This window comes from Mesorhizobium sp. M0618, assembly GCF_040320765.1.
Classification (GTDB): domain Bacteria; phylum Pseudomonadota; class Alphaproteobacteria; order Rhizobiales; family Rhizobiaceae; genus Mesorhizobium.
Map to the genome: position 1 here is coordinate 78,889 of NZ_JAMYQH010000014.1, position 24,970 is coordinate 103,858.

Here is a 24,970-nt window from a genome sequence, read left to right on the forward strand (position 1 = left end):
CAAGCTTGATGGCCCCCTTTGGCGCTAGAGTTCGCGGACCGTCTCCTCGAGCAGGCGCCGCACATCATTCGCGACCTGCGCAAGCTCGCGATTGCCGATAGCGCCCATTGAAGCGACCGGATCCACCGCTGCGACCTCCACCTTTCCCGGTCCGACCTCCGTGAAGATGACATTGCAGGGCAGCATGGTTCCGATCTTGTCTTCGGCCTGAAGCGCCCGCCATGCGAAATGCGGATTGCACGCGCCCAGGATCACATAGGGCCTGAATTCTGCGCCAAGCTTGGCCTTCATGGTCTGCTGGACATCGATCGAGGTCAGAACGCCAAACCCCTTGCTTGCGAGCTTGTCGGTCACGTGGTCGATTGCCGCTGTGAACGGCATGGCGACGATCTTGCTGAAATAGTAACTCATCCAACTCTCCAATCGTTGATCGCTACAGCTCGTCGCCACTTTGCGAGCGACCTCGCGCAACAGCTAATCGCGATAACCGGAGAACGCTTTGATCCAACGCAACGAACAGGCAAGATCGACTGGCGATGATCGCCATGAACAGGAGACACTAGGAGTGACGATCCGAAATCTCGACCATGCGTTCGCCCCGAAGTCGGTTGCCATCTTCGGTGCATCAAGGCGTGAAGGCTCGGTCGGCCGGGCCGTGTTCGACAACATCGTCAGCGGCGGCTTCGCGGGCGAGATCTGGCCGGTCAACCCGAAATATTCGCAGGTGGCTGGTAGACGCTGCTACGCGAAGGCGGCCGACCTGCCGGATGTTCCAGATCTTGGTGTCATCGTCACGCCGCCGGACACGGTTCCCGGCATCGTGCGCGAGCTCGGTGACAAGGGCACGCGGGCGGCTGTCGTGATCACCGCCGGGCTTACGCGCGAGAACGGCCTGCGTCAGGCCATGCTCGACGCCGCCAAGCCCAATCTTTTCCGCATCATCGGGCCGAACACGGTCGGTCTGATGATCCCACCTTTGGAAACTCAATGCCGGATTTGCGCATATGGCCGCCAAACCTGGCAATATAGCGCTGCTGTCGCAATCCGGCGCCATTGCCACGTCGCTGATCGACTGGGCGGCCGACAACAATGTCGGCTTCTCGCGGATCGTCTCTTTGGGTGACATGGCGGACGTCGACGTGGGAGATTGTCTCGACATGCTGGCCGGTGATGTGCACACGCGCGCCATCGTGATGTATCTCGAAACTATCCCCAATCCGCGCAAATTCATCTCGGCCGCCCGTGCGGCGGCGCGGGTCAAGCCGGTGATCGCAATTAAATCGGGCCGGCACGAGCAATCGGCCAAAGCGGCTGCAACCCACACCGGAGCGCTATCGGGGGCCGATCGTGTCGTCGATGCGGCATTGCTGCGGGCAGGCATCCTGCGCGTCAAAGGCCTGACCGAGCTGTTTGATGCCGCTGAAACGATCGCCCGCTTCACCCCGCTTAAACGGGCCCGTGTCGGCATCGTCACCAATGGCGGCGGGGCAGGGGTATTGGCCATCGATCAGCTCATCGACAGCAAAGGGAGCGCCTGTGTGAAAACATGGCTGGTGGCAAAGCCGGCCTCGTTGATGTCGAGCACGCCAGCCAGATTTGAAGAGCCGCTGCCATTGTGGACTGTCGGCGCGGCACGGTGGTAGCTGACGATCATGCGCGCAACCGCGGTCATCACCGCCGGCGTCAATTCTCCGGCGGTTGCCATACGATCGAGGAGCTTCGACTGGTCGAAGCGGACCATCTCGATTGCCGCATCGACCATTTGGCCGGTGCCATCGAAAGCCAGTTTGCCGTCTGCTTCGCACGTTATTCGACGCACGCCCAAATAGAGGCCGGGCGCAGTCTTCGAGTTGAGTTCCACCTCTTTTTCGCAAGCGGCAAGCCTGAGGGTCGGCGCCGAGAAATCGACATAGGGCAGCTTGACCGCCCGCTTCATCTTGTAGGCGCGTTCGCCAGTCAGAAAAATGCGCGAGATATGGGTTTCGATCGCCTCGACAGGTCCGGCCGCACCATATGAGGAAGGATCAAGCAGAAACGCGACGGCGGCTTGCTGGTCGTCAACGATCATTTCCGTCTCCTTCGTGTCTGCACCACGCAACATTCGCCCTTCGGGAGCTATTGCTGCAGCGTCTGGATATAACCGGTCAGCTCATGGATCCGTTCCTCGGTGACGATTTCTCCAGCGTTTGGGCCGTATTTTCTGACGTCATCGGGGAGGAACTGGCGGCCCCAGACCGGCATGTCGCGATCGCCATGCTCCGGCACCATGGTGCGGCCGTCGATCATGGCGAAAACGCGCCAGTAGGGGAACGCGCCGCCATTGTCTTTCGAAAGACGCGTGAGGTCAGCCGGCCGCTTCATCAATTCGTCGCCAAGCGGTCCATCGCCCTTGCCTTCGGGACCGTGGCAGACGGCGCAAGAGTTTATGTATTCCGTCTTGCCGTTGCCGAGTTCCTGGGCGGCAGCCGTATTGAAGGTCAAAACTGCCAAGGCCGCTGGGATCAGGAACTTCATCTGCGCTTTCCCGAATGATTGCGGGGACTCTACAGCCCTGCTTTGCCAGCGCGTTGATCCCGATCAAATGCCGGCCGCACGCAAGGTATTTGATTCAGCGCAATGAACGTACCAGCTGCCCTGGCTTACGCTTCAGCAACGATTGGACCTTCACTCGAAATGAGGAGTTGTTGCCGTGACTTTCAAGACACTGCTTACGGTTACCGGACCGAACCAGGGCGAGGGCGATCTGAAACTCGCCGCCGGCCTGTGCGAACAGGTCGGTGCCCATCTCTCCGTGCTCGTTCTCGAGCTGGCCATACCGCCCTCAGGCGGTGCGCATGTGGGCGTCGTTTCACCAGCCTGGTTCGAGGAGCGTCAGGTCGAGGTCGAGAGGCTCAAGAAGCGAATCTCGGCAGTCGGCGCGTTTCTTTCGCAGAGCTCGGTATCGGCTGATCTGAGCGACGACTACCCCGATACAGCCTGGGCGGACGAAGTCATCGGAAGGCGCGCGCGCTACGCCGATCTGACCATTCTTGGCCCGGATCTCCTCACAAGCCCGAGGCTGAGGGATAAAGTCATCCAGGGCGCGTTGTTCTCATCGGGAAAACCTATCCTGCTCGTTCCCGAGGGCGCGCAGCCAACGCTGAAGCCGAAACGCATCCTGGTTGCCTGGGACGCCCGCCTTGAGTCATCGCGCGCCGTTCGCGAGTCGCTCGACATGCTGAAAAGCGCCGAACAAGTTCACCTCGTTATGGTCGACCCGATCGAGGACGAGTTCCATCACGGTGCGGAACCCGGAGCGGATGCCGCGACCTATCTTGCCCGGCACGGCGTGAAGGTTACGGTCGAGCGTCTGCCGAGCGCAAACCATTCGGTCGCCGACGTGCTTCGCCAGCATGCGGGCGACGTTGCAGCTGAGCTGATGGTCATGGGCGCCTATGGTCATTCCCGGCTGCGCGAGCGGATTTTCGGTGGCGTCACCAAGTCAATGCTTGAGGGGCAATCGCTGCCTGTCTTGATGGCTCGATAGCAAACGACGGAAGGAAGAACGGGCCGGCGCGGGGTGCGCCGGCCCGTTCCGTCTCTTGCAACGATTCGTGGCGAACTACTCGCTCGCTTCTCGTCCGGACACCTGTTCAACGAGAATCCGGAAGAAAACGTGCGGTGCGCTGTCAGTTGCGGGAGGGACGAGCGGCTTGAGTGCGCCAGGCTCCCACCAGTCGGAATGCTTGCTCAACACCGACCAGGCATGATCCCGCTGAAGCTTGTGGCCGATGTGATCCGGCAGTTCTTCGTAGCGGCCGTCGGCAACGACGCTTCTCCATCCTCGCCCCTGGCCATGCTCATCCACCTGGACGGACACCAGCGGATTGGCCCGCATCCATTCGATCTTTTTGCCCGGCATGGAAAATGCGTAAAGATGAGCATCCGAATGCGCGTAGTAGAGGGGCACGACGTAGGGCTGCCCATCCTTTGCGCATGCCAGGCGGCCCACGCGATTGGCCGTCAGGATTTTCGTGCATTCCAAGGCAGAAAGAGCGCGGACCAGCATGACGTGATCTCCTATTTCTCTCGGTTATTCCGTGGCGTTGATTTCGTGGCGGTTTTTGAATCGGGGTCGGCTACGTGTTGTCCACTTCGGTGTTGCCCGGCCGTTTGCGACCGGCCAGCCTCGTCGATCGCCGCGACGACATCGCTGTCCGAGAGCTGCGGAAACCGCAGGTAGTGGTAGCTCAGCGCACGGAACTGTCCTGGCTGACTTAGGCAAACCACACGATCCGCTTGCCGGGCCAGTTCAGCGACCGTCTCTTGCGGTGAAACAGGAACAGCCACGATGATTTCTCTCGGTGACCGGCGCTTGAGGGCCCGGATCGCCATTTTCATGGTCGTACCGGTCGCGGCCCCGTCATCGACGATGATCACGGTCCTTCCCGCGATCGAGATTGGTCTGTTCTCGCCTCGATAGGCAACGCGCTGACGTTCGAGTTCGGGACGCTCTTTGGCAATCAAGACACGTAATCCGTCTTCGTCGAGCGCATAGGTCTCGACAATCTCACGGTTCAACACGACCTCCCCGGGGTCGCCATCGACGATTGCGGCAACAGCCAGCTCGGGATTGCCCGGCGCGCCGACCTTGCGGACGATAAGCAAGTCAAGAGGAGCATTGAGAGCTCTGGCCACCTCCACCGCGACAGGCACGCCGCCACGCGGCAATGCCAGCACAACAGGCCGATGCAGATGAAGGTTGGTCAGCTCCAGGCCGAGCTTCACGCCAGCGTCTTTCCGGTCTCGGAACATGGGTCAATCCACCGGCCACAATTTTCTAAGCGACTTCTTCATCGAGTTTCTGACCTGCACGATCTCGCCATGCGAAATATGACGGTCGAGAAGCTTGAAAACCGCGTTGATCGCGACATCGAAATCGATTTCCTCATCGTAGCCGAAACTGTCTCTGACTATGAGAACAAAGTCGCGTTTCGTGCGCTCATGCGCAGGCGCCGATGGATTCCAGCCTTCAAAGTAGATGCCGCGGACCAAAACAGGCAGTTGCGCCGAAAGATCGGCCATTTCCGCTTGCGACAGCCAATCCCGCACCGTGTGCAGAACGGATCTCAGGAGGCGGCACGCGCTCGGTTCGCTCCAGCAAAGATCCTTGGCAAGCTCGTTGACCCACTGCTGTGCCTGTTGGGCAGCGTGCGTGAAGTCAGCAAAGGACGTGTGAGAACTATGACCCATGGCGATGCTCCTCGAAGATTTGAGCTCCATTCTTAGGGCGTCGAAAAGCTTCGAGCCTTGAGCCGGATCAAATTGCTCATAGCCAAAGGGGATGAAGACCGTTTGAGCAGGCGGCGGCTTTAAGCCGCCGGACTTCTGCACCAGCAGGGGAATGATGCGGTCGCTCTTGGCGACCGAAGGCCGACCTGCCGAACCGTAGGGAATGCCCAGCGCATCCCATGTCTCGACCAGCGCGTCCTGCAGTCCCGCGATCAGCGCATCGGTGTGGAACGGCGTCGGGGTGATGCGCAGCCGCTCGGTGCCGCGCGGCACGGTCGGGTAGTTGATCGGCTGGATGTAGATGCCGTGCACGCCGAGCAGGCGGTCGCTGGCCATCTTGCAGGCCTCGGGATCGCCGACCAGCAGCGGCACGATGTGGGTCGGCGAGTCCATCACCGGCAGGCCGGCGGCCGACAGGATCTGCTTGGTTCGGCTCGCCTGCTGCTGCTGGGCGTCGCGCTCGGCCTGCGAGCGCTTGAGATGGCGGATCGACGTGGTGGCGGCGGCCGCGATGGCCGGCGGCAGCGCCGTGGTGAAGATGAAGCCCGGCGCATAGGAGCGCACCGCGTCGATGATGGCGCTGTTGCCGGCGATATAGCCACCCAGCGTGCCGAACGCCTTGGCCAGCGTGCCTTCGATGATGTCGATGCGGTCGGCCAGCCCCTCGCGCTCAGTGATGCCGCCGCCGCGCGGTCCGTACATGCCGACGGCATGGACCTCGTCGATATAGGTCATGGCGTTGTAGCGTTCGGCCAGTTCGACGATCTGCCTGATCGGCGCGATGTCGCCATCCATCGAATAGACGCTTTCGAAGACGATCAGTTTGGCGCGTTCGCGGCCCGCCGCCTGCAGCAGGCTTTCGAGATGCGCGACGTCATTATGGCGGAAGATCTTCTTTTCGGCGCCCGAGCGCCGCACGCCTTCGATCATCGAGGCATGGTTCAACTCGTCCGAAATGATCAGGCAGTTGGGCAAAAGCCGCGCAATGGTCGAGATCGAGGCCTCGTTGGAGACGAAGCCGGAGGTGAAGACCAGGGCTGCTTCCTTGTCGTGCAGGTCGGCCAGTTCGACTTCGAGTTCGACCAGCGGGTTCGAGGTGCCCGAAATGTTGCGGGTGCCGCCGGCGCCCGAACCCATCTTGCCAGCGGTATTCTGAAACGCGGCGATGACGTCGGGATGCTGGCCCATGCCGAGATAGTCGTTGGAGCACCAGACGGTGATTTCCTCGGCGCGGCCGTTGGAACGCCATATTGCGCGCGGAAACTTGCCGACAATCCGCTCGAGATCGGCGAAAACGCGGTAGCGCCGCTCGGCGTGGAGCTGGTCGATCGCTTCCTCGAAGAACCGCTGATAATTCATGTCCAATTTCCTTTGCCTGTTGAGCAATCGTAGGGGCCGCCGCACCGTCCCCGCTGACAGCGCGGCGGCCCCTTACCAAGTCTTGTCGCCTGCATGACATATCGCTCGGCACGCCCGCGTTTGCTCGCGGTTTCTTACGCCGCGCGTCATCAGCTACGCTCAACTTGGCAAGGGTTAACGTAACCGTTTGCGGGAAAAGCCGGCCTTGATTCATGTCAAGATCAGGGCCCCTGAGATGTCATTTTGCTCAGTTCGAGATGAACCGGTGCAATGATCCGTTGCGCAGGACAGAACGCGTTACGCCACCAAAGGTCATTTCCCGGACACGGCTGTGGCCATACCCTCCCAGAACAATCAGATCAGCCGCAATTTCCTGACCAATCCGGAGGAGCAGCTCCGCCGGCTCGGAGTGGCGCGCATCCAAAACTTCCGATCGCGCCTTTACGCCGTGTCGTGTCAGGAAGAACTCGACGTCCGCAACATTTTCCCGAGGTGCGGTATCCCCATTGTCCACGGTGGCGATCACAACATCTCTGGCGTTGATGAGGAGAGGCATGGCGTCGACGATGGCGCGTCGCGCTTCCCGCGTGTCGTTCCATGCTATCAGGATGCTTTCGGCCTTGATCGGGGCAAGAATTTCCGACGCCACAAGTATTGGGCGGCCGGCTGCAAGGATGAGACTTGCCGTGTCCAGGGTGCGGTGATGGTCAACCGCCAGATCGATCGCCAGCGAGCCGGTAACGATCAGGTCGGCGGCGCGTGCGTTGATCGCCAGCTGCCGGGTCGGATTTCCTATTTCGCCGCGCCACGAAGCGCGATTGCTGCCGTTGACGGTGCTTAGAAATTCCTCTCTCAAGCATCTGAGGCGACCTTCAATCTCCTCCACCTGAGACCAGATCGCCTTCGTTGCGGCCTGGTCATCGGTGCCAGTCGGCATGACAAAATGCGGCTCGGCTGCACAGAAGCCGATCAGATCGGCATCATGTCGTTGCGCAAGATCCCAAGCCATGGAGATGCGTGGCGCGGCGATTGTGTCCACGTCCAGTTGAACCATGATCGATTTGAAAGCCATCGCTGCAGCCCTTTTGCGTTAGAGCGAGCTACCACGCAGAGCGGGCAATGACCTTGATGCGTGTCAAACGCGGGAACGATATCGGTGGCGGCCGATAGCATCTGTTGATCAGGATCAACGACCTAGCGACGAACAGTGTTAGCGTCGTATGGCGAACCACTTTTGTTTGCCCCCTCACAATGGAGTATCGATCATGCAGACCCATCCCCCACCGTCGCAATTTGGCATGCAACTATTACCGATGGTTGAGAATGGCCAGAAGGTCGTCCTCGCTGCGGCGTCTCTTCAGGCGCATGCTTTCAAGGCAATGATGCGCTATCACATCGAAACGCTGGGGTTTTTGAGACATCGCTACGAGCAGGATGTAAAGCTGGCCGGTGACCTGATCGACGGCGCTGAGTTCAACGACGCCTTCGACATCTTCTCCACTTTCCTGCAGAATGCGACATTGGAATACACGACCGAAGCCGGCAAGGTCGCGGACCTGACCTCCAAGCTCGCGTCGGAAACGGCCAAGCGCGTGCGCAAGGAAGCCAAAACCGCACTCGAGGACGCAGCGGCGAAGTCAGTCGCGTAGATCGAAAGGCGGAGGCCTGCAGCCATGGGCAGCTATATGGGCAATGAGCGTCGCCGGCGGTGGTGTAGATGGGTTTGCGCACTTGCGGCGGTGCTGCTTGGATCCGTGCCTGCACAGGCCAACAGCCTGACGGAACGCGGCCAGGCATTGGTTGAGTTCAATTGCGCCCGCTGCCACGCTATTGGAAAAACCGATAAAAGCACCCATCCCGACGCGCCGGCATTTCGCACCTTGTCGAAGCTCTATCCGATCACGGATCTCGAGGAAGCCCTCGCCGAGGGCATTTCGACCGGCCATCCGGACATGCCCGAATGGGTTGCGAGCCCTGAGCAGATCGAGGAGATAATCGCTTACATCAGCAGCTTGCAGCAACCGTGATCGAGGTCACAGGCGCAGCGGCCGACCGAGCCTCACGGTTCGCTGCGCGATTGGAGTTCATCCAAGCCGCTCTGTAAGATGCAGTCGACTTCGCAGCCAATCGCGGCAGATCAGAGCAACTCCAGGCTGATCTAGGGCAACATCCGGTCAGCGGCACGGAAGAACGTCCGCGCGTGCGCCACAATCTGGGCCTGGGTAGGATGATCCGCTGGTTCAACGCCGACGATGCGATCCTTCAAGTGGGGATGGTGGTCGCGGATATGCTTGGCCAGTTCGTCCTTTGCCGATCCCGGCCCCATGATAAGCCATTCCTTCGCTGGCCGCAGGGCGTCGAGGACATCGTGATAGAAGGCCGCGTTTTCCGGTGCGCGCTTGCCGTCGACGGTGCCTGCCTTGTTATGGGTCTGATGATGCGCCAGCGTGGTGGCAAGCCTCACGCTTTCGGCTGCCTCACGGTTGAAGAAAAACACCTTCGCTTCGCGATGGTCGAGCCAGGCGACGGCATGTTGGGTCTGCATCTCTATACGTCCTTGAGTGATTGTTGATGAACGCAATTGTCGCGGTGTGCCGTCGACTGCCTCACGCGGATTGGAACTCCAGCGTTGCCAGGATCGAGCCGGGTTCGATAACGGCATTTGCTGTGGCGACAATCGTCGCGCGGCCACCTGCCGGCGCGACAATCTCGTGAAGCGCGTCTTCGACCCGAACTTCGGCTATTCGATCGCCGGCCTTGATTGTGTCGCCGCTGGCAATGAACCAACGCTCCAGGATGCCCTCGGGCAGCATGCTGGACGCCCATAGCGCTTCGTCGACCTTGATGTACTGCATGGCAATCTCCTTCCGCTTCGAATGATAAGCGCTTCGCCAAACTGGGCATTGATCACGATCAAACAGCAGAGGGGACGCAAGCATGCACACGGCGGCCGGCTGTCTTGCAACTCGCACAGTGGCCGGCCTGGCATGGCCGGTCGCCCAGCGGCGCGCGCTTAACGCCTACACAACCAAATGATTGGAACTCGTCCGTTTGGAACGGCCGAAACGCATACTTGCCCACAATCGCATCGCGCAATTTCAGAAATGATCCAGGTCAAAGCGCGCCGCGCTGTTTCCGTCAAAGCTAAGATAATGTGGAACTCTATCCTAAGCGCACCGTATGGTCGCGACCTCGAACTCGCCGTCGTCGACGAGGAGGGGACGCATGCGCTCGTATTTCCGTGCGAAAGGAGTCGAGAAGGCTGGAAGAACGCCACCACCGGCGCCCGTGTGGACATCCGGCCGACGCACTGGCGCGATTGGAAGCCGGAGCAGGCCCAGGCCAAAACTGGCAACTCTCTCGAAGGGTCTCCCTAGGGTCTGGATTCCACGATCAACGCCATGCGCACAAGATGTGACAGGCTGCCCGCGGCCATCTTGCTCATGACATTGGCGCGATGGATCTCGACCGTTCGCGGGCTGATTCCAAGGTCATAGGCGATCGTCTTGTTCGGCAGACCCGACACAAGCCCGTCAAGCACCTGCCGCTCGCGCTCCGACAAGGTTGCCAAACGCCCGCGGATATCCGCAGACTGCGGATGCGCTGCATTGGCCTGGTTGCGGTTGGCCAACGCGGAGTGGATGGCGCCAATCAGCATCTCGTCGTCGAATGGCTTTTCGATGAAATCGGAAGCGCCTTCCTTCATGGCCTGAACGGCGAGCGCCACATCGGCATGGCCCGTCATGACGATGACCGGAATTGTATGACCGCCCGCTCTGAGCTGGCGGAGGAACTCTATGCCATCTATGCCCGGCATGCGGACGTCGGTGACTATGCAGCCGTCGAGACTGCTCGTCGCCGTCAACAGAAAAGCTGTGGCCGATTCGTGCAGGCGTACAGCGAAGTCTGCTGTGGCCAGAAGAAAACCGAGCGACTTGCGAACGTCGACGTCGTCGTCAACCACGTGCACCAGATCACTGTCGGCCATTTGTGACCTCATCTTTCCCGACGATGCGCAAGGTGAACCGGAACGCGGTTCCACCGGCCGGCACCGCCTCGGCCCATATGTGACCGCCATGTGATTCAACAATGGTGCGGCAAATGGAAAGGCCGACACCCATGCCTTGCTTCTTGGTGGTCACAAATGGCTGGAAAAGTTGCGCCGAGACCTCCGGCGCGAGACCTGGGCCTGTATCGATCACGCTTACCTCGGCCATGCCATCGTCCCGGGCAACAGTGGTGACTTTTAGTTCACGGCGCGGCGTGTCCTGCATGGCTTCCACCGCGTTGCGAAGCAGATTGAGCAGAACCTGCTGAATCTGGATACGGTCGGTCAAGACCAGTTCGGCGGCAGGGTCAAGCTTGTAGCTGACGAGGACATTTATCTCCCTTGCACCAACCAAGGCGAGCGACGACGCTTCCTCGATCAGTGCCGGCAGTCGTTCGACCTGGCGCTCGCTTTCGCCTCTTGCAACGAAATCCCTCAGGTGACGGATGACGTCGCCTGCCCGCAAGGCCTGCTCAGCTGCCTTTTCCACGGCATCCCGAAGCATGGGCGCATTCTCGTCTCGACTCATCTCAAGCAGCCGACGACTGCCTTTGAGGTAGTTCGTGATGGCGGTGAGCGGCTGGTTGATCTCATGAGCAAGCGTCGAGGCCATCTCGCCGAGTGCGGTGAACCGCGCCATGTGCAGCAGCTCCTGCTGCTGCTCCTGGATTCTTGCTTCTGCCCGGTGGCGTTCAGTCAAGTCGCGGCAGAAGCCGGTAAAGAAACGTCCGGTCCCCGGATGCATCTCGCCAACGGAAAGCTCCATCGGGAAAGTCGTGCCATCCTTGCGTGCCCCGGTCACGGTGCGGCCGAGCCCGATGATCCGGCGCTCTCCCGTCGTGAGGTAGCGAAGCAGATAGGCGTCATGCTCGTCGCGGTAGGGCGAGGGCATCAGCATTTTCACGTTTTGACCGATGACTTCGCCTGACTGGTAGCCGAACAGCGTTTCGGCAGCGGTGCTGAAGGATTGAATCCCACCCTGTTCGTCGATGACGACCATCGCGTCCGGCACTGTTGCGAGGATCGACCGCAAATGGTCCTCACGCAGCCGAAGTGCTGCGTTTGCAAAGGAGAGTTCGCTGACATCAGTACCTTCAATGAAGATCGCCGTGATCCGGCCATCGTCAGCCTTGACTGGTTGATAGACAAAATCAAGGATGCGCTCTTCGACCGGGCCGTCGGCTATGTTGCGAAGGCCAACCTTCACCCCGTGGCCAATGTAGGGCTCGCCGGTCGTGTACACATGGTCCAGATGTTCGAAAAACTCATTCCCTTCGAGCTCGGGAAAGGCTTCCCGCACCGACTTTCCAATCACTTGCCTGTGGCCAGTCAATCGCTGGTAGGCGGCATTGGTCAGCTCGAAAATGTGATCTGGCTCGCGCAGCAGCGCTATAAAGCCTGGAGCCTGATCGAACATTTGAGACAACAGTGATTTCAGTGTCGTCCCGCCGGGTGATAAACTGAGCGCTTCGTCTTTGATCACCTGAAGTTCCTAGGTTCGAGACGGTGCTACCGGGGCTAACTATCACTTCTCGCCGAACACGCAAAACGGATCGAGCCGAGGTTTTCGAACGCAAATGCAGTTGTCGGGCCTTTGATGCGCATCAAGGCATTGGACGCTGTCGAATGCAATTCATCACGCATTCCATCGTTCAGCGAAAGGCGCCCGCAATGTCTTACAAGTCAATCATCGTCAACCTCGCAATCGATGCGCCTCCCGCACCTATTGTAAAGGTGGGGATCGAGCTCGCGGAACGGTTTGGCGCCCGTCTCATCGGTCTGGCGGCTGCAGATGTCCCGCCACTGGTCGCGACCGGCGACGGTATGGTCTACGAAGGCGAGATCATGCAGATCCAGCGCACGGAAATCGAAAAGCGGCTTGCCGAACTGCAAACCGAATTCGAGAGGCTGGTTCCTGCTTCGATCTTCAGCGAATGGGGGCAAGCCGTTTGCAGCCCGACCCGCTTCCTGAGCATTTCGGCTCGATCTTCCGATCTTATTGTCACCGGCAGCGAGAAAGGGGGAAATGTCTTCCGTGCAGTGGACGTCGGGAGCCTGGTACTTGGGATTGGCCGGCCAGTCCTGGTTGCCGCGAGCAATGTCGAGCATGTCATGGCAAAAACCGTTCTTGTTGCCTGGAAGGACACCAGGGAAGCGCGGCGCGCGATCGTAGATGCGTTGCCCCTTCTGGCCACGGCCAACGAAGTCGTCGTTGCCACAATGGATGCCGACCGCGACAAGAGCATCCGCGACAGCCTTGCCGATGTCGCGATTTTTCTCGAACATCACGGCATCATGGCAGGAACCGAAATGATCGCCGGCGACGCAGACGGCGACCGGTTGCTGACATTTGCGCGGTCGATCCATGCGGACCTGATCGTCTCGGGTGCCTATGGGCACAGCCGTCTGCGGGAATGGGCGTTCGGCGGGATAACCCGCTCGCTGATTGAGGAAAGCGGCATCAACCGCTTCATGTCGTATTGATCGTCGGTCGCATCGGGAATTTCAAATCCGACGCTTGCAGTTCCAGGCTGGAATGATCGCTCTTCGCGAGTCGACTGTTGATCGAGATCAACGCCACCAGCCGCCAACATGGCAATCATGGCCAGCAGGCAGGAGTGATCAACATGACCTTTCTCGATTACCTGATTTCAGTGGACGCCAGAACCGCTTTAATGGGTCGCATGATGCAGAAGCTCGGCGTCGATAGACAATTGAAAGTCGTAGCCGACCATGCCGCCGTCACCAGCCGGGCCGTGGACCGCTGCCGTTCCTGCGGGCATCAGGACGAATGCTCGGTCTGGCTCGATGAACACCAGCAAGCCGATAACCCGCCAGACTATTGCCGCAATGGCGACCTGATCGCTCGACTGCAGCATGCGGCCGGACAACAGTAGTCTTCCGAGTACTCAGCCTGGACGATATCGTGCTGTCCGTGTTTTGACGAGAGTCAACGCGAACCAAGTTTTGCAGTTGATAGGTTTACATTCCACGGGACCAGGGCAGTTTGGACAATCTATTTTTCCTAGAAGCTTTCCTGCTCTTTGTCGCACCAGGGCCAACCAACGCTCTTTTGATGGCGGGGTCGGTCAAGCGAGAGAATGCACTCAAGCTTTTGGCCGCTCAGGCATGCGGATATGGGATCGCATCCGCATGTTGGTTTTCGCTGCGTCCCTTTGTGTCACCCGATGCCATCCAAATCCTTAGGCTGGTTGCAGCCGGATGGCTCGTAGTTCTTGGCCTGCGTCTGACAGCGAGCGCCCGGATCAACGCTTCCAAAAGCGGCGACGCCATTTCTGTTGCGGCGACCAGTGCTCTCAATCCGAAGGCCTTTATTTATTGCTTGGCTATCGTGCCGATGAACACCGAGCCGCGCGCGCTGGGGGTCTTCTGGATTGCGCTCCTGGTGATGACAGCTGCCACAGGATCGTTGTGGCTTTTGCTGGGTCGGCGCTTTAGCGGAGGCAAAAGGATGGCAGAAAGGGTTGTGGGCACAGCGCTTATTGCATTCGCCCTGCTGCTCCTTGGACCATTGATACCTCTGGTCGCGATCTGAGCGCGGCGAGGCCTGGGGGAGAACGGGCAGCTCACCGTGGCAATGGTGCCTCGCTGTAGATCAGTGTCATGCGCGGCGACGAGTGCCTTAGCGCAGGCGAGGTGCTTTTGCGTTGCCACTGGCGACCCTAATTCGGGGGTGGTCGGCCAGCACTAAGAAACCAGGAGGACGGACACGGGATCCGCGCAGAAGAGACCATCCTCGACCGCTTTGACGCCGGCGACGTTTTCGGCCGCAACAATGACCGCCTGGCGCTCACGTTCGTCAAAGATGGCGCCGCGAAGTTTCGCCACGCCATTTTTCACCGTCACGTTGATCAAGTCCTTGCCTGCCCATTTCTTTGTTGCCAGCTCGGTCATGATGTTCTGACGAATCTGTTCGTCATCGATGGCTGCAGGGACTGCATCAGGAAGCACGCTGAGCAATGTTCGCAGAAGGTCAGAGCGGGTGATGATGCCGACGACTTTGCCTGCGTCGACGACCGGAATGCGTTTGACATGGTGACGGGTCATGAGCTCGACGACCATGGCGAGCGATGCGGCAGGGGATGCCGTGATGACATCTTGCGACATCACCTCCTCGATTCGTCGCCCATTGGCGTGGACATATTCATCGGCGACCTTTCCGGGGCTGACGAGAAACTCCAGCCAGCGTGGGCGCTTGCGCTGAGTGCCCAACTCGCCGCGGCGCAGGAAATCACCCTCGCTGATAATGCCCACCAAGGCGCCGTCGCTGCGAATGACGGGAAGCCCGCTGATCTTGCTGGAGAGCATCAATCCGGCCGCTTCGGCGATCGACGCAGACGGATCTATCGCGACGACCGGCGCGGTCATTATGGCTTTGGCTTGCATGCCAACCTCCTCAGACACTTTATCCCTTTGCTTACCGAGGTCACGCGCGCCGTGTCTTGATCTGAATCATTTTCAGATTGCGAAAGCGCAACGAGAGCGGTCCGAACGCGATTTATGAAGAGGCGTCGCAAATCGCGGAGACTTCATCGTGAAGCAACCCAGTCCGATCGACCCCGACATGGTCGTTGACGAAATCATGAGGAAATGGCCGGCAACGGTGGCTGTGGTGCTGAGATACAAGATGCTGTGCGTCGGCTGCCCGATCGGCACATTCCATACAGTGGCTGAAGCGTGCCTTGAACACCACGTCGATGAAAGCCGTCTCATCGCCGACTTGGAAGCGACTGTCCGCAGCAGAGAATGAGATCAGCGCTTGTCCCGGTTCTCGGCCAGAACCACAAGGCGATGCGCATCCTTCACGGTGACCTTCTGGCGTCCGCTGACGATTATCCCATTGTCTTCCCACTTGCTGAGCAAGCGGCTGACGGTGTGCAGCGTCGTCCCCGTCATCTCGGCAATGTCCTGCCTGGAAATCGGGAAATCGATTTCGATGCCGCTGTCGGTCTTTCGGCCGGTCTGGTTTGCCAGTCGCAGCAGCGCATGCGCAACCCGCTGCTCCACCTGCTCGGTGGACATTTCCACAACCCGCGTCTGCGTCTCCTGCAGCCTGGTTCCAACCGTCCTGTATGTGGCCGCCCCAAACACGGGAAAGCGTCCCGCCAGGTCCGGCCACAGAGCATTTGGCCAGGCGAGCACCACGCAGTCCACCGCCGCAATTGCGCTGGCTGGGTAGGTCGTTCGGCCAAGTGCCGCGGCGACGCCAAAAATCTCGCCTTCGCTGATGTATCTGGCGATGACCTGTTGTCCGTCCGGTGTGGTGCGAACGACACGGATATGCCCGGCGATCAGCACGAAGAAGGAATGAGCCTCGGCTTCCTGCTCGAAGATCGCAGTCTCCTTGGCATAGCGAGACGACCGCGCATCCCGCAGGATCTCGCTCTGCTCGTCGGGCGTCAGACCCTGGAAGAGGAGGAGTCGCGAAATCAGCGATCGGTCCAGCGCAGCCAAGCGGATTCCTCACGGCCCTACGGCTCCGCATCAGTCGTGCGGAAGACCTTTCTTATCTTGAGTTTGCGCCAGCGCAAATTGTTCTCAGCCGCGTCAGGCTAGATGGCATGGAACGGCGCAATGCCGCGAAGACGAAACAAAGGACAAATTGATGAAACTCTCCATCCTCGCTGCCGCAATCTCCCTCCTCGCGCTCGCCGGCGGCGCAAGCGCCGAAGAGCATGTGGTGCAGATGCTCAACAAGGGCGAAAAAGGCGCCATGGTTTTCCAGCCCGCCTTCGTCAAGGCAGCACCCGGCGACACCGTCAAGTTCGTGCCGACCGACAAGAGCCATGACGCGGAGTCGATCAAGGGCATGCTTCCGGACGGCGCCGAAGCCTTCAAGGGAAAGCCCAACGAGGAGATCACCGTCACACTGACCCAGGAAGGTGTGTACGGCGTCAAATGCGCGCCTCACTACGGCATGGGCATGGTCGCCCTGATCGTTGTCGGAAAGCCGGTCAACCTCGACGCAGCCAAGACGGTCAAACATCCAGGCAAGGCAAAGACGGTGTTCGCCGACCTGTTCAGCCAGGTCCCGGCCAACTGACCGGCAATCGATACAGCCATGCCTGCCGCATGAAGGGCAGGCGAGGGCCGGACGGACCGAGGGCGGCGGTTCATCCGGCCCTGTTCATTTGGAGACGCAAATCATGGGAATTCCACGCCTGCGGGCCTACACCGGACCCGCATTTCTTTCCTACGGATTCAGGCCCTTCTTCTTGCTCGGGTCGTTGTATGCCGCGCTCTCCATTCTGCTTTGGCTGCCGATGTATCCGGCGAACTCGATGCTCACAGTGCGTTCGTTGCCGTCGACTGGCACATTCACGAGATGCTGTTCGGCTATCTGCCGGCGATCATTACCGGGTTCCTGCTGACCGCCATCCCGAACTGGACCGGCCGGCTGCCCGTGCAAGGCCTGCCGCTGCTGACGCTGGTGGTCCTGTGGCTTGCCGGCCGTGTCGCGGTCTTCTTCTCGGCGGATATCGGCTGGGAAGCGGCAGCCGTGATCGATGGCTCATTTCTGCTTGCGGTTGCTGCCGCGGCGACCCGCGAGATCGTCGCGGGACGCAACTGGCGCAATCTCAAGGTGCTGCTGCCGCTTGCCGTTCTGGCGTGTGCCAACGGCGCGTTCCATATAGAGGCGCACGGCCAAGGCATATCGGACATCAGCCGCAGGCTTGGTATGGCTGCGGCGATCGTGCTCATCTCGCTGATCGGTGGGCGCATCATTCCGAGCTTCACGCGCAACTGGCTCGTTCGCGAAAATCCTGGCAGGCTGCCTGCGCCGTTCGACCGTTTTGACATCGCGTCAATAGCCATCTCAGCCATCGCGCTGGGAGCATGGACGTTCGCTCCCGTCAACAGCTCCTCGGGAATGCTTATGGCCGTCGCCGCAATCTGCCAGGCGTGGCGTCTGTCGCGCTGGGCTGGCGAGCGCACACTGCGGGATCCGCTGGTGCTCATCCTCCATCTTGCATATGCCTTTGTGCCTCTCGGTCTTGCCTTCGTTTCGGCGTCGATCTTCTTTCCTGCCACGGTGCCGGCCGCTGCAGGGTTCCACGCACTCGGAACTGGTGCGGTCGGCGCCATGACGCTTGCTGTGATGACCCGCGCAACGCTCGGGCACACCGGGCGAGAGCTCAAGGCTGGAAGAGGCGCCTCGTTCATCTTCGCAGCCGTCCTGCTCGCGGGATCATTGAGAATCCTGGCCGCCTTCGTCCCCTCTGGGGCGATGATCGACATGGCGGGTGCTGCCTGGGCGGCGGCATTTAGCGGCTTCATCCTGGTCTACGGAACTGCATTGATGACGCCAAAGGAGCGGTGAGGCGGCCGGAGAGCAGGCGATCGTCAAAAACGCGAATGGAGCAGCCGCTTCTGATTTGTCAGGCAATGCCGAGGTAGCCCAGGATACGGTTCGCCCATCCCCGATGATCCCGGACCAGCCTGAATCCAAGATTGTCGGGAGGCGTGCCAACGGCACAGCCTCCGCTTTTCCCGTCACTGACGAAGTTCGACATATAGGCTCTGTGAAGCCCTTCAAGGACGTGGACGCCGCAATTGTCGACCGAACTTACCACACCGTTTCCATCCGCAGCCAATGTGGTGCGGATGTAGCAGGTCGAAGTCCACTCCCAGACGTTGCCGGAAAAGTCGGCGAGGCCCAGGGAATTGAAACCAAACGAGCCACGACCCTTGGGCAAAGGATCCGGTTTGCGATTGAGGTCCACCTCGGCCTTGTAACTGCTGAGCCAACGTCTGGCGGGGTTGTTGGCGTCGTTTTCGACACCCTCGAATTCGCCTGCGAACCGCTCCGCCGCGGCAAATGCCCATTCCTCGTCGGATGGCAGCCGCCAGTCGTCGCCGGTCGCCTTCGAATACCATTGCGCGTAGGCATTGGCATCGAGATAGCTCACTCCGGTCACGGGAGCATTGCTCGGGATCGCGCGCGTCTCCTGTGCCGGCTGACAGGCGCCAGCCGCTACACAATTCGCATAATCGGACACGCTGACCTGATAGGCCATGATTTCGATGGATTTGTTGAACTGTCGCCTGAGCCGGGGATTGGCTTGCGGGCGTCCATCGCTCAGGAACTCCCCCGGCAGGGGATAGGTGATCGAACCGGGGACCAAGGTGACCGTCATGGCGGCAGGGTGGGATTGCCGATGTCCGCTCCAGCCGATGGCGGCCAAGCCCATCGGAACCGTTGCGGCCGCCATGGCGACCAAGGCAACCTTGAGGATGAAAGGAGACATGGCTCTTGTCCATGCCCGGACAGCGACGCCGTCCGGGCAAATTGGAGTGCCGTCAGTTGGTGGCGATGGGTTTAGGCGCCTCGACCTGCGTCATCAGGTCGTCGTTCCACTCGCCCTCGACCATGAAGTGAGCGGTCGCTCCGAGTTCCACAGCCTCGATCAGATTATGATTGACGTAGGCGTAGACACCCGGCTGCAAGAACGTATAGAGCGCCGAGCCCGCCGAGCCGCCGCGGATGAACCAGGTTTCCAGGTCCTTGGCCGGCGGGTTGGCGAATTTGCCTTGTTCCCAGACATAATCGCCATGACCGCCGATCAGATGCGGCCGCGTATCGCGGTTGGCTTGTGAATGGACGATCAACACGGTCTCGCCGACCTTGGCTTTCATCGCGTTGTCGCCGGTCAGGGAACCGACCTTGCCGTTGAACACGACATGCGTCGGGATCAGTCCGCGCATGACCTTGACGATGTCGTCGTACCCGTCACCGGCCGATTCGTAGTTCTTGAAATTGCCCTTCTCGTCGCGCGGAACATAGAAGTCGTTCTCGCCGATGTAGAAGATCTTGTCGTACTTTACCGGTTCGCCCTTGTCGTTCCTGAGCCCATCGCGCGGCAAGACCATGATTGCGCCGCTCATGCCGGAGACGACATGCCAAGGGATCATCGCGCCACCGGGCGCGCAGTGATAGACAAACGTCCCCGAGCGGGTCGCCTTGAAGCGTAAGGTCACCTGTTCGCCGGGATTGATCAGCGTGAGCTCGCCGCCGCCCAGAGCGCCGGTCGCGGCGTGGAAGTCGATGTTGTGAGCGAGTGAGTTGGTGTCGGGATTGATGAGCGTCAGCTCGAGATAATCGTCCTGATGCACGACCATCAGCGGGCCGGGGATCGAACCATTGTAGGTCATAGCATTGAGCGTCGTGCCGTCGGAGTCGATGACGACAGGCTTCTCCTCGATCGTCATGGTGAACTCGACGATTTTCGGTCCGCCCTTCGCGACTTGATCGTGCGGATGCACGAAGGGCGGTGCCACGAGCTTGATCTTTTCCCGGGGGAGCGCGCTGATGTCTGCTTGAGGGGCCGTTGCGGAAAACGCCGGCATCGCCGCCACGGCGGCAGCGCCGATGGCTACTCCGAAGAGGGCTTCGCGTCGCGTGAACATGTCAGTCTCCTGTCTATCAACCGTTGCGGATGAATAGAATTTACCTGACCTGACGCGGCGTTTCTTTGCGCTGGCGCAAATTGAAAGAGTTAAACCCGGCAAGCTGCGACTTCGGACACGGCAATGTTGCGCTTTATTCCAGCTTTGGGTCTATTCTAGACAGGGACATGCGGCGGTGTAGTTTTCTGCCTCACCGCCATTATCGGGGCTACTTGGCTTTCGATCAGCAGTCCAGCTTGTCTTCCCGATCGATAAGGACCCGCTCGGCGGCGCCGTCAAGATCTTCGTACTGGCCACTCTTTAAAGCCCACAGGAAGCCCCCCAGTCCAAGCGCACCAAGGAAGAGGGCCACAGGTATGAGGTAGGCAAGGGTTGTCATGAGGACTGTGCCAATTTGGTGATGTCGGAACGCCTGTCGCGCCGAACATTCTTCGCCGGCGAACTTTGCCTGGAATTCTGCAGACGCAGCGCGTTTCCGATCACGAGGAGCGAGGAAGCAGACATGGCGATCGCTGCGATAAGAGGGGTGACGTGGCCCAGGATGGCGATCGGCACGGCGACGGCATTGTAGACGATCGCAATCGCAATGTTCTGGCGGATCAGGTGACCCGCCTTGCGCGAGACGTCCAGCGCGAGAGGCACAGCCAGCAGGCTTTCGCGCAGGAATACGAAGTCGGCCGCGTTGCGGCCAATGTCGGCTGCGGTGGCCGGTGCGATCGAGACATGCGCCGCGCTCAGTGCAGGCGTGTCGTTGAGGCCGTCGCCAACCATCAGAACCTTGTGACCGTCTCTCGCCAGGGTCTCGATGCGTTCGACCTTGCCGGACGGCAGCAGGCACGGAACGAAGTCGTCGACACCCAGCATTTTTGCAACTTCGCCGCAGGCGCCCGCAGTATCGCCCGACAGCATTTCCACCGACACCCCGGCATGGTTCAATTGCCCGATCGCCGCCCTGGCGTCGGCGCGCAGAGCGTCCTCAAAATCGAAGGTCGCGACAATGAACCCGTCTTTCGTCAAGACCGTTCCACCATAGCCATGTTTGCCTTCACCACCGGTCCGGGCCTTCCATCCAGCCCATCCGCGTCGACCTAGCCGCCAGGTGCTTCCGGCGTCGGTGGCTTCGATGCCAAACCCTGGATGCTCGGTGACGGCATTGAATCTGTGCTCCCCGCCAGGGGCGGCAAAACCGGCTATGGCCTTTGAAAACGGATGACGCGAATGCGCGGCCATGTCGGCCGCGATTGCCAGCATGCCCGGATCAATTGAGCCCGCATTGACCAGCCGGGGCTGGCCGAGCGTGAGCGTTCCGGTCTTGTCGAACACCGCTGCATCAATCGTCGACAGGCGCTCCATCGCCGAACCGTCCTTGACCATGATGCCGTTCTCGAACAGGCGCCGCGCGGCGACAACCTGAACGATCGGTACGGCGAGGCCGAGCGCGCACGGGCATGTGATGATCAGAACGGCAATGGCGATGGTTATCGCCCGGTGCCAATCGCCGGTCGCCGCCATCCAGCCAAGGAACGTCGCGAAGGCTGTGAGATGAACCACCGGGGCATAGAGCGCCGAAACGCGATCGGCGATCCGGCGATAGTGCGCGCGGCCGCCCTCCGCAGCTTCCATGAGCCGAACCATTTCCGCCAGAAACGAATCTTTCGCGGCGGCTGTCGCCTCAATCGTCAGCGAGCCGGTGAGGTTGAGGACACCGGCCTGCACGGCTTCGCCTGCTGCCACGTTTCGAGGCGTGCTCTCGCCGGAAACCAACGAGCAGTCCAGATCCGAGGCCCCTTGAATGATCTTGCCGTCGACGGGGATTCTTTCACCGGCCGCGATCAACAGCAGCATGCCGGGTTCGATCTCGCCAACCGGCAGATAGTCGCGTGCGCCGTCGCCGCGCAGCACCATGGCGCCACGTGCGGCCAACTGGGACAGGCCTTTCACGGCGGTCCGGGCACGTTCGCGCATCACGTGATCCAACGTGCGACCGATCAACAGGAAAAACAGCAGCGATACCGACGCGTCGAAATAGGCGTGATCGCCGTGGTTGATCGTCTCATAGAGGCTCATGGTATAGGCGAGGGACACCCCGACCGCGATCGGAACATCCATGTTCATGCGGCCGTGACGTAGCGCGTTCCAGGCCGAGCGGAAGAAGATGCCGCCGGCGAAGGCCAGTGCCGGGATCGCGATCAGCGCCGAGACCCAATGAAACAGGTCCCGCGTCGCGCCTTCGGCGCCGGACCAGACCGAGACTGAAAGCAGCATGATATTGCCCGCCGCAAAGCCGGCCACAGCAACGGCGCGGATCAACTCCGGAAGCGTCTTGTCCTTGTTGTCGACCTCGGGGTCGAACAAATGCGCCTCGTAGCCCAACCGTCCCAGCGCGGCGACAAATGGTGGCACTTGGTTCCCACGCCAGCGGACCGCGACCCGTTTCGTCGACAGGTTGACACGCGCGTCTTCGACATTCTCGAGCTTTCCCAGCGCTGTCTCAATCGCCTGGATGCAGGCCGCGCAATGAACTGTGGGGACCGAAAGGTCGGTCTGGCGGAGATCATCGCCAAGCGATCGGCTCGCCAGCCTGATCTCCCGGGTGGACGGCAGGACCGATCCGGTGTTGACCAGATCCAGCGCCATTTCGGCGCCCGGTGCACAACAACTCATTTCAGCGCTCCATGGGAAATCATGACCCTGCGGACGTCGCGGTAGGGCTCGGCCGAACCGGCGTCGGCGTCGACTTCGACGATCCAGACGCCGTCCTTCGGCACGTGCTGCGCAGCAAATTCCTGGCCCGAGGCGAGAGCAAGCGTGACGGCTTCGTCCTCCTTTTCGTAGGCGGGATGGCGAAACAGCACCCTGACGCCATGCAACGCAACTGGCTTGCCGGCGCCGTCTGCAAGGCTATAGCGGACCTCGCCCCATGCGATGGTCAGTTTCCCGGTCCAGCCGAGCGCTGCCTGCGCCCGCCCTTCCTCAGCCTTCTTGTTGAACTGCTGGCTCGCCACATAGGTGTTTTCGACAACAAGGCCGGTCCAGCTTGTGTTGGCGAGCGTCGCCATCGTCAGGTTGACCGCGATGACCACCCCGAAAAAGGCAAGGATGATGGCCAACATGTGCCTGCCGGTGAATTCCCGGGGCTTTTGAGCTTTGGCGGTCATCTGGCGATCTCCGGCGCGTTGAAAGTGGCGGTGTATTCGTCCGCCTCGAAGCTCGCTCTGTCCTCGACCCGGAACGTGAAGATCTGCGCGGTGCCCCGGATCTGCTCCGCCGGCTGGCGCACGAAGACCTTCAGCATCTTCAGGCGGTCGGGCTCGACTGGAATGGCGAAGGAGCGGCCTGCCGGGATGTCGTCGCCGACGACGCTCATGTCAGCCCCTTGCAGCCCCTGCATCGTGACGACGATCGTCCTTGGCTCGGGGATCATGTTGAGCAGCTTGACGGTGTAGCCATTGCGGATCGAACCGTCGGACAGCGTCACGAACTGCGGATTGCGGTCATGCAGCACGTTCACTTCGAGCCGGTCGCGGGTCAGCAACGAATAGAGCAGGCCGAGGCCAATCAGCGACCACATACCCATGTAAACGTAGGTGCGCGGCCGAAAGATCTTGCGGATATGGAAATGCGAAACCTTATCGGAGAACAGGCCATCAGCCGTCCTGACCAGCGACGGATTGACCGAATTGGCGCCGCCCGCGGTCGCCAGCATCATGTTGGCGTTGTAATCGGAGAGCGTTGCGTAGGAGATCAGCCCACGCTCCTTGCCGAGCTTGTCCATGACGCCGTCGCAGGCGTCGATGCAAAGCGCGCAGGTGATGCATTCGAGCTGCTGACCATCGCGGATGTCGATCCCCATCGGACAGACCGCGACGCAGGCATTGCAGTCGACGCAGTCGCCGACGGACTGTCCTGTGGCTTGCACCTTCTTCGCATGACGCGAACGCGGTTCGCCGCGCCAGTCGTTGTAGGTGACGGTGAGCGAACTTTCGTCCAGCATCGCTGCCTGGATGCGGGGCCATGGGCACATATAGGTGCAGACCTGCTCGCGCATCAGCCCGCCGAACGTGTAGGTGGTCGCCGTCAGGACGGCGACGGTGATGTAGGCGACGGGCGCCGCAGTGCCGGTGAAGAGCTCGCCGAGCAGTGTCGGTGCATCGGCAAAGTAGAAGATCCAGGCGCCGCCAGTCGCCGCGCCTATGACCAGCCAGATGGTGTGCTTGAACACGCGCAGCATGAGCTTGCGCGCGGTCCAGGGACCTGCATCGAGCTTCATGCGGGCGTTGCGGTCGCCCTCTATCGCACGCTCGACGACAAGGAACAGATCGACCCACACCGTCTGAGGGCATGCATAGCCGCACCAGGCACGGCCGACAGTCGAGGTGATCAGGAAAAGTCCAACGCCGGCCATGACCAGGAGACCAGCCACGTAAAAGAATTCCTGCGGCCATATCTCTATGAAGAAGAAGTAGAAGCGCCGATTGGCGACATCGAGCAGCACGGCCTGGTCGGGCGCAAACGGACCACGGTCCCATCGCAGCCATGGCGTCAGATAGTAGATGCCAAGCGTGATCGCCATCACCAGCCATTTGAAGCGTCGAAAATTGCCCGAGGCGCGTTTTGGAAAGATCTTCTTGCGCGGAGCATAAAGGGGCTGACGGATCCTGGCGGAATTGACCGCCTCGGCTTCCAGCCGTTCTACCTGCGTCTTGTCCAGCAACGACTTTTCTCCGCTCTACACGCAGACGGTGATTTGACTGCGTCAGGCAACAATGCCGCCGGATGGACCTGCCCGCGTTGATGCAGGTCAATCTGCGCGCTCCGGAAAAGAGTCGAGGCCCGGCCGGGCCGGGCCGCGTCGCCTGGAAG

Annotated in this window: 26 protein-coding genes and 4 pseudogenes; 10 read left to right on the forward strand and 20 right to left on the reverse strand. The window is 60.5% G+C overall.

Features of this window, described 5'->3' with window-relative positions:
- Positions 1-24: 24 nt before the first annotated feature.
- Entirely contained in the window at positions 25-411 is a 387-nt protein-coding gene (locus NKJ04_RS16590) for a DUF302 domain-containing protein (RefSeq protein ID WP_352676427.1), read from the reverse strand.
- A gap of 154 nt (positions 412-565) precedes the next feature.
- Between NKJ04_RS16590 and NKJ04_RS16595 the strand changes: the two are divergent.
- Positions 566-1,520 (forward strand): annotated as a pseudogene (locus NKJ04_RS16595) (acetate--CoA ligase family protein); the annotation flags it as partial.
- A gap of 11 nt (positions 1,521-1,531) precedes the next feature.
- Here the strand turns inward: NKJ04_RS16595 and NKJ04_RS16600 are convergent.
- Positions 1,532-2,068, reverse strand: a pseudogene (locus tag NKJ04_RS16600) (bifunctional aminoglycoside phosphotransferase/ATP-binding protein); the annotation flags it as partial.
- 47 nt (positions 2,069-2,115) lie between these two features.
- The gene (locus NKJ04_RS16605) at positions 2,116-2,514 is read right to left on the reverse strand and encodes a c-type cytochrome (protein ID WP_352676430.1); all 399 of its coding nucleotides are present in this window, start codon (positions 2,512-2,514) and stop codon (positions 2,116-2,118) included.
- A gap of 175 nt (positions 2,515-2,689) precedes the next feature.
- On the opposite strand from NKJ04_RS16605, the gene NKJ04_RS16610 reads away from it, so the two are divergent.
- On the forward strand, positions 2,690-3,526 hold the full coding sequence (locus tag NKJ04_RS16610) for a universal stress protein (RefSeq protein WP_352676433.1): 837 nt from the start codon (positions 2,690-2,692) through the stop codon (positions 3,524-3,526).
- A gap of 75 nt (positions 3,527-3,601) precedes the next feature.
- Here NKJ04_RS16610 and NKJ04_RS16615 read toward each other — a convergent pair whose 3' ends face one another.
- The 5 genes and pseudogenes from NKJ04_RS16615 to NKJ04_RS16635 all read right to left on the reverse strand — a co-directional run bounded on the left by NKJ04_RS16615 (position 3,602) and on the right by NKJ04_RS16635 (position 7,702).
- Positions 3,602-4,048 (reverse strand): pyridoxamine 5'-phosphate oxidase family protein, encoded by a 447-nt coding sequence (locus NKJ04_RS16615; RefSeq protein WP_352676435.1) that lies wholly within the window; start codon positions 4,046-4,048, stop codon positions 3,602-3,604.
- A gap of 11 nt (positions 4,049-4,059) precedes the next feature.
- Positions 4,060-4,767, reverse strand: a complete 708-nt coding sequence (locus NKJ04_RS16620) for a phosphoribosyltransferase (RefSeq protein WP_352676438.1) — start codon at positions 4,765-4,767, stop codon at positions 4,060-4,062.
- A gap of 30 nt (positions 4,768-4,797) precedes the next feature.
- Positions 4,798-5,262, reverse strand: a complete 465-nt coding sequence (locus tag NKJ04_RS16625) for a DUF2267 domain-containing protein (protein WP_352676594.1) — start codon at positions 5,260-5,262, stop codon at positions 4,798-4,800.
- Positions 5,263-5,355: 93 nt separating this feature from the next.
- Positions 5,356-6,630 (reverse strand): annotated as a pseudogene (hemA, locus tag NKJ04_RS16630) (5-aminolevulinate synthase); the annotation flags it as partial.
- A gap of 247 nt (positions 6,631-6,877) precedes the next feature.
- Positions 6,878-7,702, reverse strand: coding sequence for a universal stress protein (locus NKJ04_RS16635; protein WP_352676441.1), 825 nt, complete (start codon positions 7,700-7,702; stop codon positions 6,878-6,880).
- Between the two features lie 193 nt (positions 7,703-7,895).
- Between NKJ04_RS16635 and NKJ04_RS16640 the strand changes: the two genes are divergently transcribed.
- Together NKJ04_RS16640 and NKJ04_RS16645 are read left to right on the forward strand one after the other, a co-directional pair.
- Positions 7,896-8,279, forward strand: coding sequence for a phasin family protein (locus NKJ04_RS16640; RefSeq protein ID WP_352676443.1), 384 nt, complete (start codon positions 7,896-7,898; stop codon positions 8,277-8,279).
- Between the two features lie 24 nt (positions 8,280-8,303).
- Complete coding sequence (locus tag NKJ04_RS16645) at positions 8,304-8,657, forward strand: c-type cytochrome (RefSeq protein WP_352676446.1); 354 nt, start codon at positions 8,304-8,306, stop codon at positions 8,655-8,657.
- Between the two features lie 131 nt (positions 8,658-8,788).
- On the opposite strand, the gene NKJ04_RS16650 is transcribed toward NKJ04_RS16645, so the two are convergent.
- The 4 genes from NKJ04_RS16650 to NKJ04_RS16665 form a co-directional block, all read right to left on the reverse strand.
- Positions 8,789-9,211: a translational machinery protein gene (locus NKJ04_RS16650; RefSeq protein ID WP_352676449.1), complete on the reverse strand. Its 423-nt coding sequence runs from the start codon at positions 9,209-9,211 to the stop codon at positions 8,789-8,791.
- Positions 9,212-9,236: 25 nt separating this feature from the next.
- Positions 9,237-9,485 (reverse strand): lipoyl domain-containing protein, encoded by a 249-nt coding sequence (locus tag NKJ04_RS16655; RefSeq protein WP_352676452.1) that lies wholly within the window; start codon positions 9,483-9,485, stop codon positions 9,237-9,239.
- 518 nt (positions 9,486-10,003) lie between these two features.
- A complete protein-coding gene (gene fixJ / locus NKJ04_RS16660) occupies positions 10,004-10,618 on the reverse strand; it encodes a response regulator FixJ (protein ID WP_352676455.1) in 615 nt (204 codons plus the stop codon).
- Entirely contained in the window at positions 10,605-12,161 is a 1,557-nt protein-coding gene (locus NKJ04_RS16665; RefSeq protein WP_352676458.1) for a PAS domain S-box protein, read from the reverse strand. Before NKJ04_RS16665 ends, fixJ begins: the two co-directional genes overlap by 14 nt.
- A 188-nt stretch (positions 12,162-12,349) precedes the next feature.
- Between NKJ04_RS16665 and NKJ04_RS16670 the strand changes: the two genes are divergently transcribed.
- The 3 genes from NKJ04_RS16670 to NKJ04_RS16680 all read left to right on the forward strand — a co-directional run bounded on the left by NKJ04_RS16670 (position 12,350) and on the right by NKJ04_RS16680 (position 14,234).
- Entirely contained in the window at positions 12,350-13,162 is an 813-nt protein-coding gene (locus NKJ04_RS16670) for a putative universal stress family protein (protein ID WP_352676597.1), read from the forward strand.
- A 77-nt stretch (positions 13,163-13,239) separates the two neighbouring features.
- A complete protein-coding gene (locus NKJ04_RS16675) occupies positions 13,240-13,575 on the forward strand; it encodes a DUF6455 family protein (protein ID WP_245270207.1) in 336 nt (111 codons plus the stop codon).
- 110 nt (positions 13,576-13,685) lie between these two features.
- The gene (locus NKJ04_RS16680; protein ID WP_027035463.1) at positions 13,686-14,234 is read left to right on the forward strand and encodes a hypothetical protein; all 549 of its coding nucleotides are present in this window, start codon (positions 13,686-13,688) and stop codon (positions 14,232-14,234) included.
- 152 nt (positions 14,235-14,386) lie between these two features.
- On the opposite strand, the gene NKJ04_RS16685 is transcribed toward NKJ04_RS16680, so the two are convergent.
- Positions 14,387-15,085, reverse strand: coding sequence for a CBS domain-containing protein (locus tag NKJ04_RS16685; RefSeq protein ID WP_352676462.1), 699 nt, complete (start codon positions 15,083-15,085; stop codon positions 14,387-14,389).
- A 148-nt stretch (positions 15,086-15,233) separates the two neighbouring features.
- On the opposite strand from NKJ04_RS16685, the gene NKJ04_RS16690 reads away from it, so the two are divergent.
- Positions 15,234-15,449 carry a DUF1858 domain-containing protein gene (locus tag NKJ04_RS16690; protein WP_027035461.1) on the forward strand — a complete coding sequence of 72 codons (216 nt, stop codon included), beginning with the start codon at positions 15,234-15,236 and terminating at the stop codon, positions 15,447-15,449.
- A 2-nt stretch (positions 15,450-15,451) separates the two neighbouring features.
- Here NKJ04_RS16690 and NKJ04_RS16695 read toward each other — a convergent pair whose 3' ends face one another.
- On the reverse strand, positions 15,452-16,153 hold the full coding sequence (locus NKJ04_RS16695) for a Crp/Fnr family transcriptional regulator (RefSeq protein ID WP_027035460.1): 702 nt from the start codon (positions 16,151-16,153) through the stop codon (positions 15,452-15,454).
- 151 nt (positions 16,154-16,304) lie between these two features.
- Here NKJ04_RS16695 and NKJ04_RS16700 point away from each other — a divergent pair, with 151 nt between their 5' ends.
- On the forward strand, positions 16,305-16,742 hold the full coding sequence (locus NKJ04_RS16700) for a pseudoazurin (protein ID WP_352676465.1): 438 nt from the start codon (positions 16,305-16,307) through the stop codon (positions 16,740-16,742).
- 103 nt (positions 16,743-16,845) lie between these two features.
- Positions 16,846-18,020 (forward strand): annotated as a pseudogene (locus NKJ04_RS16705) (NnrS family protein).
- Positions 18,021-18,078: 58 nt separating this feature from the next.
- Here the strand turns inward: NKJ04_RS16705 and NKJ04_RS16710 are convergent.
- From NKJ04_RS16710 to ccoG, 6 genes are all read right to left on the reverse strand, one after another.
- On the reverse strand, positions 18,079-18,891 hold the full coding sequence (locus NKJ04_RS16710; RefSeq protein ID WP_352676599.1) for an SUMF1/EgtB/PvdO family nonheme iron enzyme: 813 nt from the start codon (positions 18,889-18,891) through the stop codon (positions 18,079-18,081).
- Positions 18,892-19,000: 109 nt separating this feature from the next.
- Positions 19,001-20,107 (reverse strand): copper-containing nitrite reductase, encoded by a 1,107-nt coding sequence (gene nirK, locus NKJ04_RS16715; protein ID WP_027035456.1) that lies wholly within the window; start codon positions 20,105-20,107, stop codon positions 19,001-19,003.
- Between the two features lie 223 nt (positions 20,108-20,330).
- The gene (gene ccoS, locus NKJ04_RS16720; RefSeq protein ID WP_027035455.1) at positions 20,331-20,486 is read right to left on the reverse strand and encodes a cbb3-type cytochrome oxidase assembly protein CcoS; all 156 of its coding nucleotides are present in this window, start codon (positions 20,484-20,486) and stop codon (positions 20,331-20,333) included.
- Entirely contained in the window at positions 20,483-22,771 is a 2,289-nt protein-coding gene (locus NKJ04_RS16725; protein WP_352676470.1) for a cation-translocating P-type ATPase, read from the reverse strand. The genes ccoS and NKJ04_RS16725 overlap by 4 nt, the downstream gene beginning before the upstream one ends.
- Entirely contained in the window at positions 22,768-23,265 is a 498-nt protein-coding gene (locus NKJ04_RS16730) for a FixH family protein (protein WP_027035453.1), read from the reverse strand. Before NKJ04_RS16730 ends, NKJ04_RS16725 begins: the two co-directional genes overlap by 4 nt.
- Positions 23,262-24,821 (reverse strand): cytochrome c oxidase accessory protein CcoG, encoded by a 1,560-nt coding sequence (gene ccoG / locus NKJ04_RS16735; RefSeq protein ID WP_352676473.1) that lies wholly within the window; start codon positions 24,819-24,821, stop codon positions 23,262-23,264. Before ccoG ends, NKJ04_RS16730 begins: the two co-directional genes overlap by 4 nt.
- Positions 24,822-24,970: the final 149 nt, after the last annotated feature.

What these genes read in the sequence shown, in the direction of transcription:
- NKJ04_RS16590 (WP_352676427.1), bottom strand. Translation starts at nt 411, where the DNA reads ATGAGTTACTATTTCAGCAAGATCGTCGCCATGCCGTTCACAGCGGCA.
- NKJ04_RS16605 (WP_352676430.1), bottom strand. Translation starts at nt 2,514, where the DNA reads ATGAAGTTCCTGATCCCAGCGGCCTTGGCAGTTTTGACCTTCAATACG.
- NKJ04_RS16615 (WP_352676435.1), bottom strand. Translation starts at nt 4,048, where the DNA reads ATGCTGGTCCGCGCTCTTTCTGCCTTGGAATGCACGAAAATCCTGACG.
- NKJ04_RS16625 (WP_352676594.1), bottom strand. Translation starts at nt 5,262, where the DNA reads ATGGAGCTCAAATCTTCGAGGAGCATCGCCATGGGTCATAGTTCTCAC.
- NKJ04_RS16635 (WP_352676441.1), bottom strand. Translation starts at nt 7,702, where the DNA reads ATGGCTTTCAAATCGATCATGGTTCAACTGGACGTGGACACAATCGCC.
- NKJ04_RS16640 (WP_352676443.1), top strand. Translation starts at nt 7,896, where the DNA reads ATGCAGACCCATCCCCCACCGTCGCAATTTGGCATGCAACTATTACCG.
- NKJ04_RS16645 (WP_352676446.1), top strand. Translation starts at nt 8,304, where the DNA reads ATGGGCAGCTATATGGGCAATGAGCGTCGCCGGCGGTGGTGTAGATGG.
- NKJ04_RS16655 (WP_352676452.1), bottom strand. Translation starts at nt 9,485, where the DNA reads ATGCAGTACATCAAGGTCGACGAAGCGCTATGGGCGTCCAGCATGCTG.
- fixJ (WP_352676455.1), bottom strand. Translation starts at nt 10,618, where the DNA reads ATGGCCGACAGTGATCTGGTGCACGTGGTTGACGACGACGTCGACGTT.
- NKJ04_RS16670 (WP_352676597.1), top strand. Translation starts at nt 12,350, where the DNA reads ATGTCTTACAAGTCAATCATCGTCAACCTCGCAATCGATGCGCCTCCC.
- NKJ04_RS16685 (WP_352676462.1), bottom strand. Translation starts at nt 15,085, where the DNA reads ATGCAAGCCAAAGCCATAATGACCGCGCCGGTCGTCGCGATAGATCCG.
- NKJ04_RS16700 (WP_352676465.1), top strand. Translation starts at nt 16,305, where the DNA reads ATGAAACTCTCCATCCTCGCTGCCGCAATCTCCCTCCTCGCGCTCGCC.
- NKJ04_RS16710 (WP_352676599.1), bottom strand. Translation starts at nt 18,891, where the DNA reads ATGGGCTTGGCCGCCATCGGCTGGAGCGGACATCGGCAATCCCACCCT.
- nirK (WP_027035456.1), bottom strand. Translation starts at nt 20,107, where the DNA reads ATGTTCACGCGACGCGAAGCCCTCTTCGGAGTAGCCATCGGCGCTGCC.
- ccoS (WP_027035455.1), bottom strand. Translation starts at nt 20,486, where the DNA reads ATGACAACCCTTGCCTACCTCATACCTGTGGCCCTCTTCCTTGGTGCG.
- NKJ04_RS16725 (WP_352676470.1), bottom strand. Translation starts at nt 22,771, where the DNA reads ATGAGTTGTTGTGCACCGGGCGCCGAAATGGCGCTGGATCTGGTCAAC.
- NKJ04_RS16730 (WP_027035453.1), bottom strand. Translation starts at nt 23,265, where the DNA reads ATGACCGCCAAAGCTCAAAAGCCCCGGGAATTCACCGGCAGGCACATG.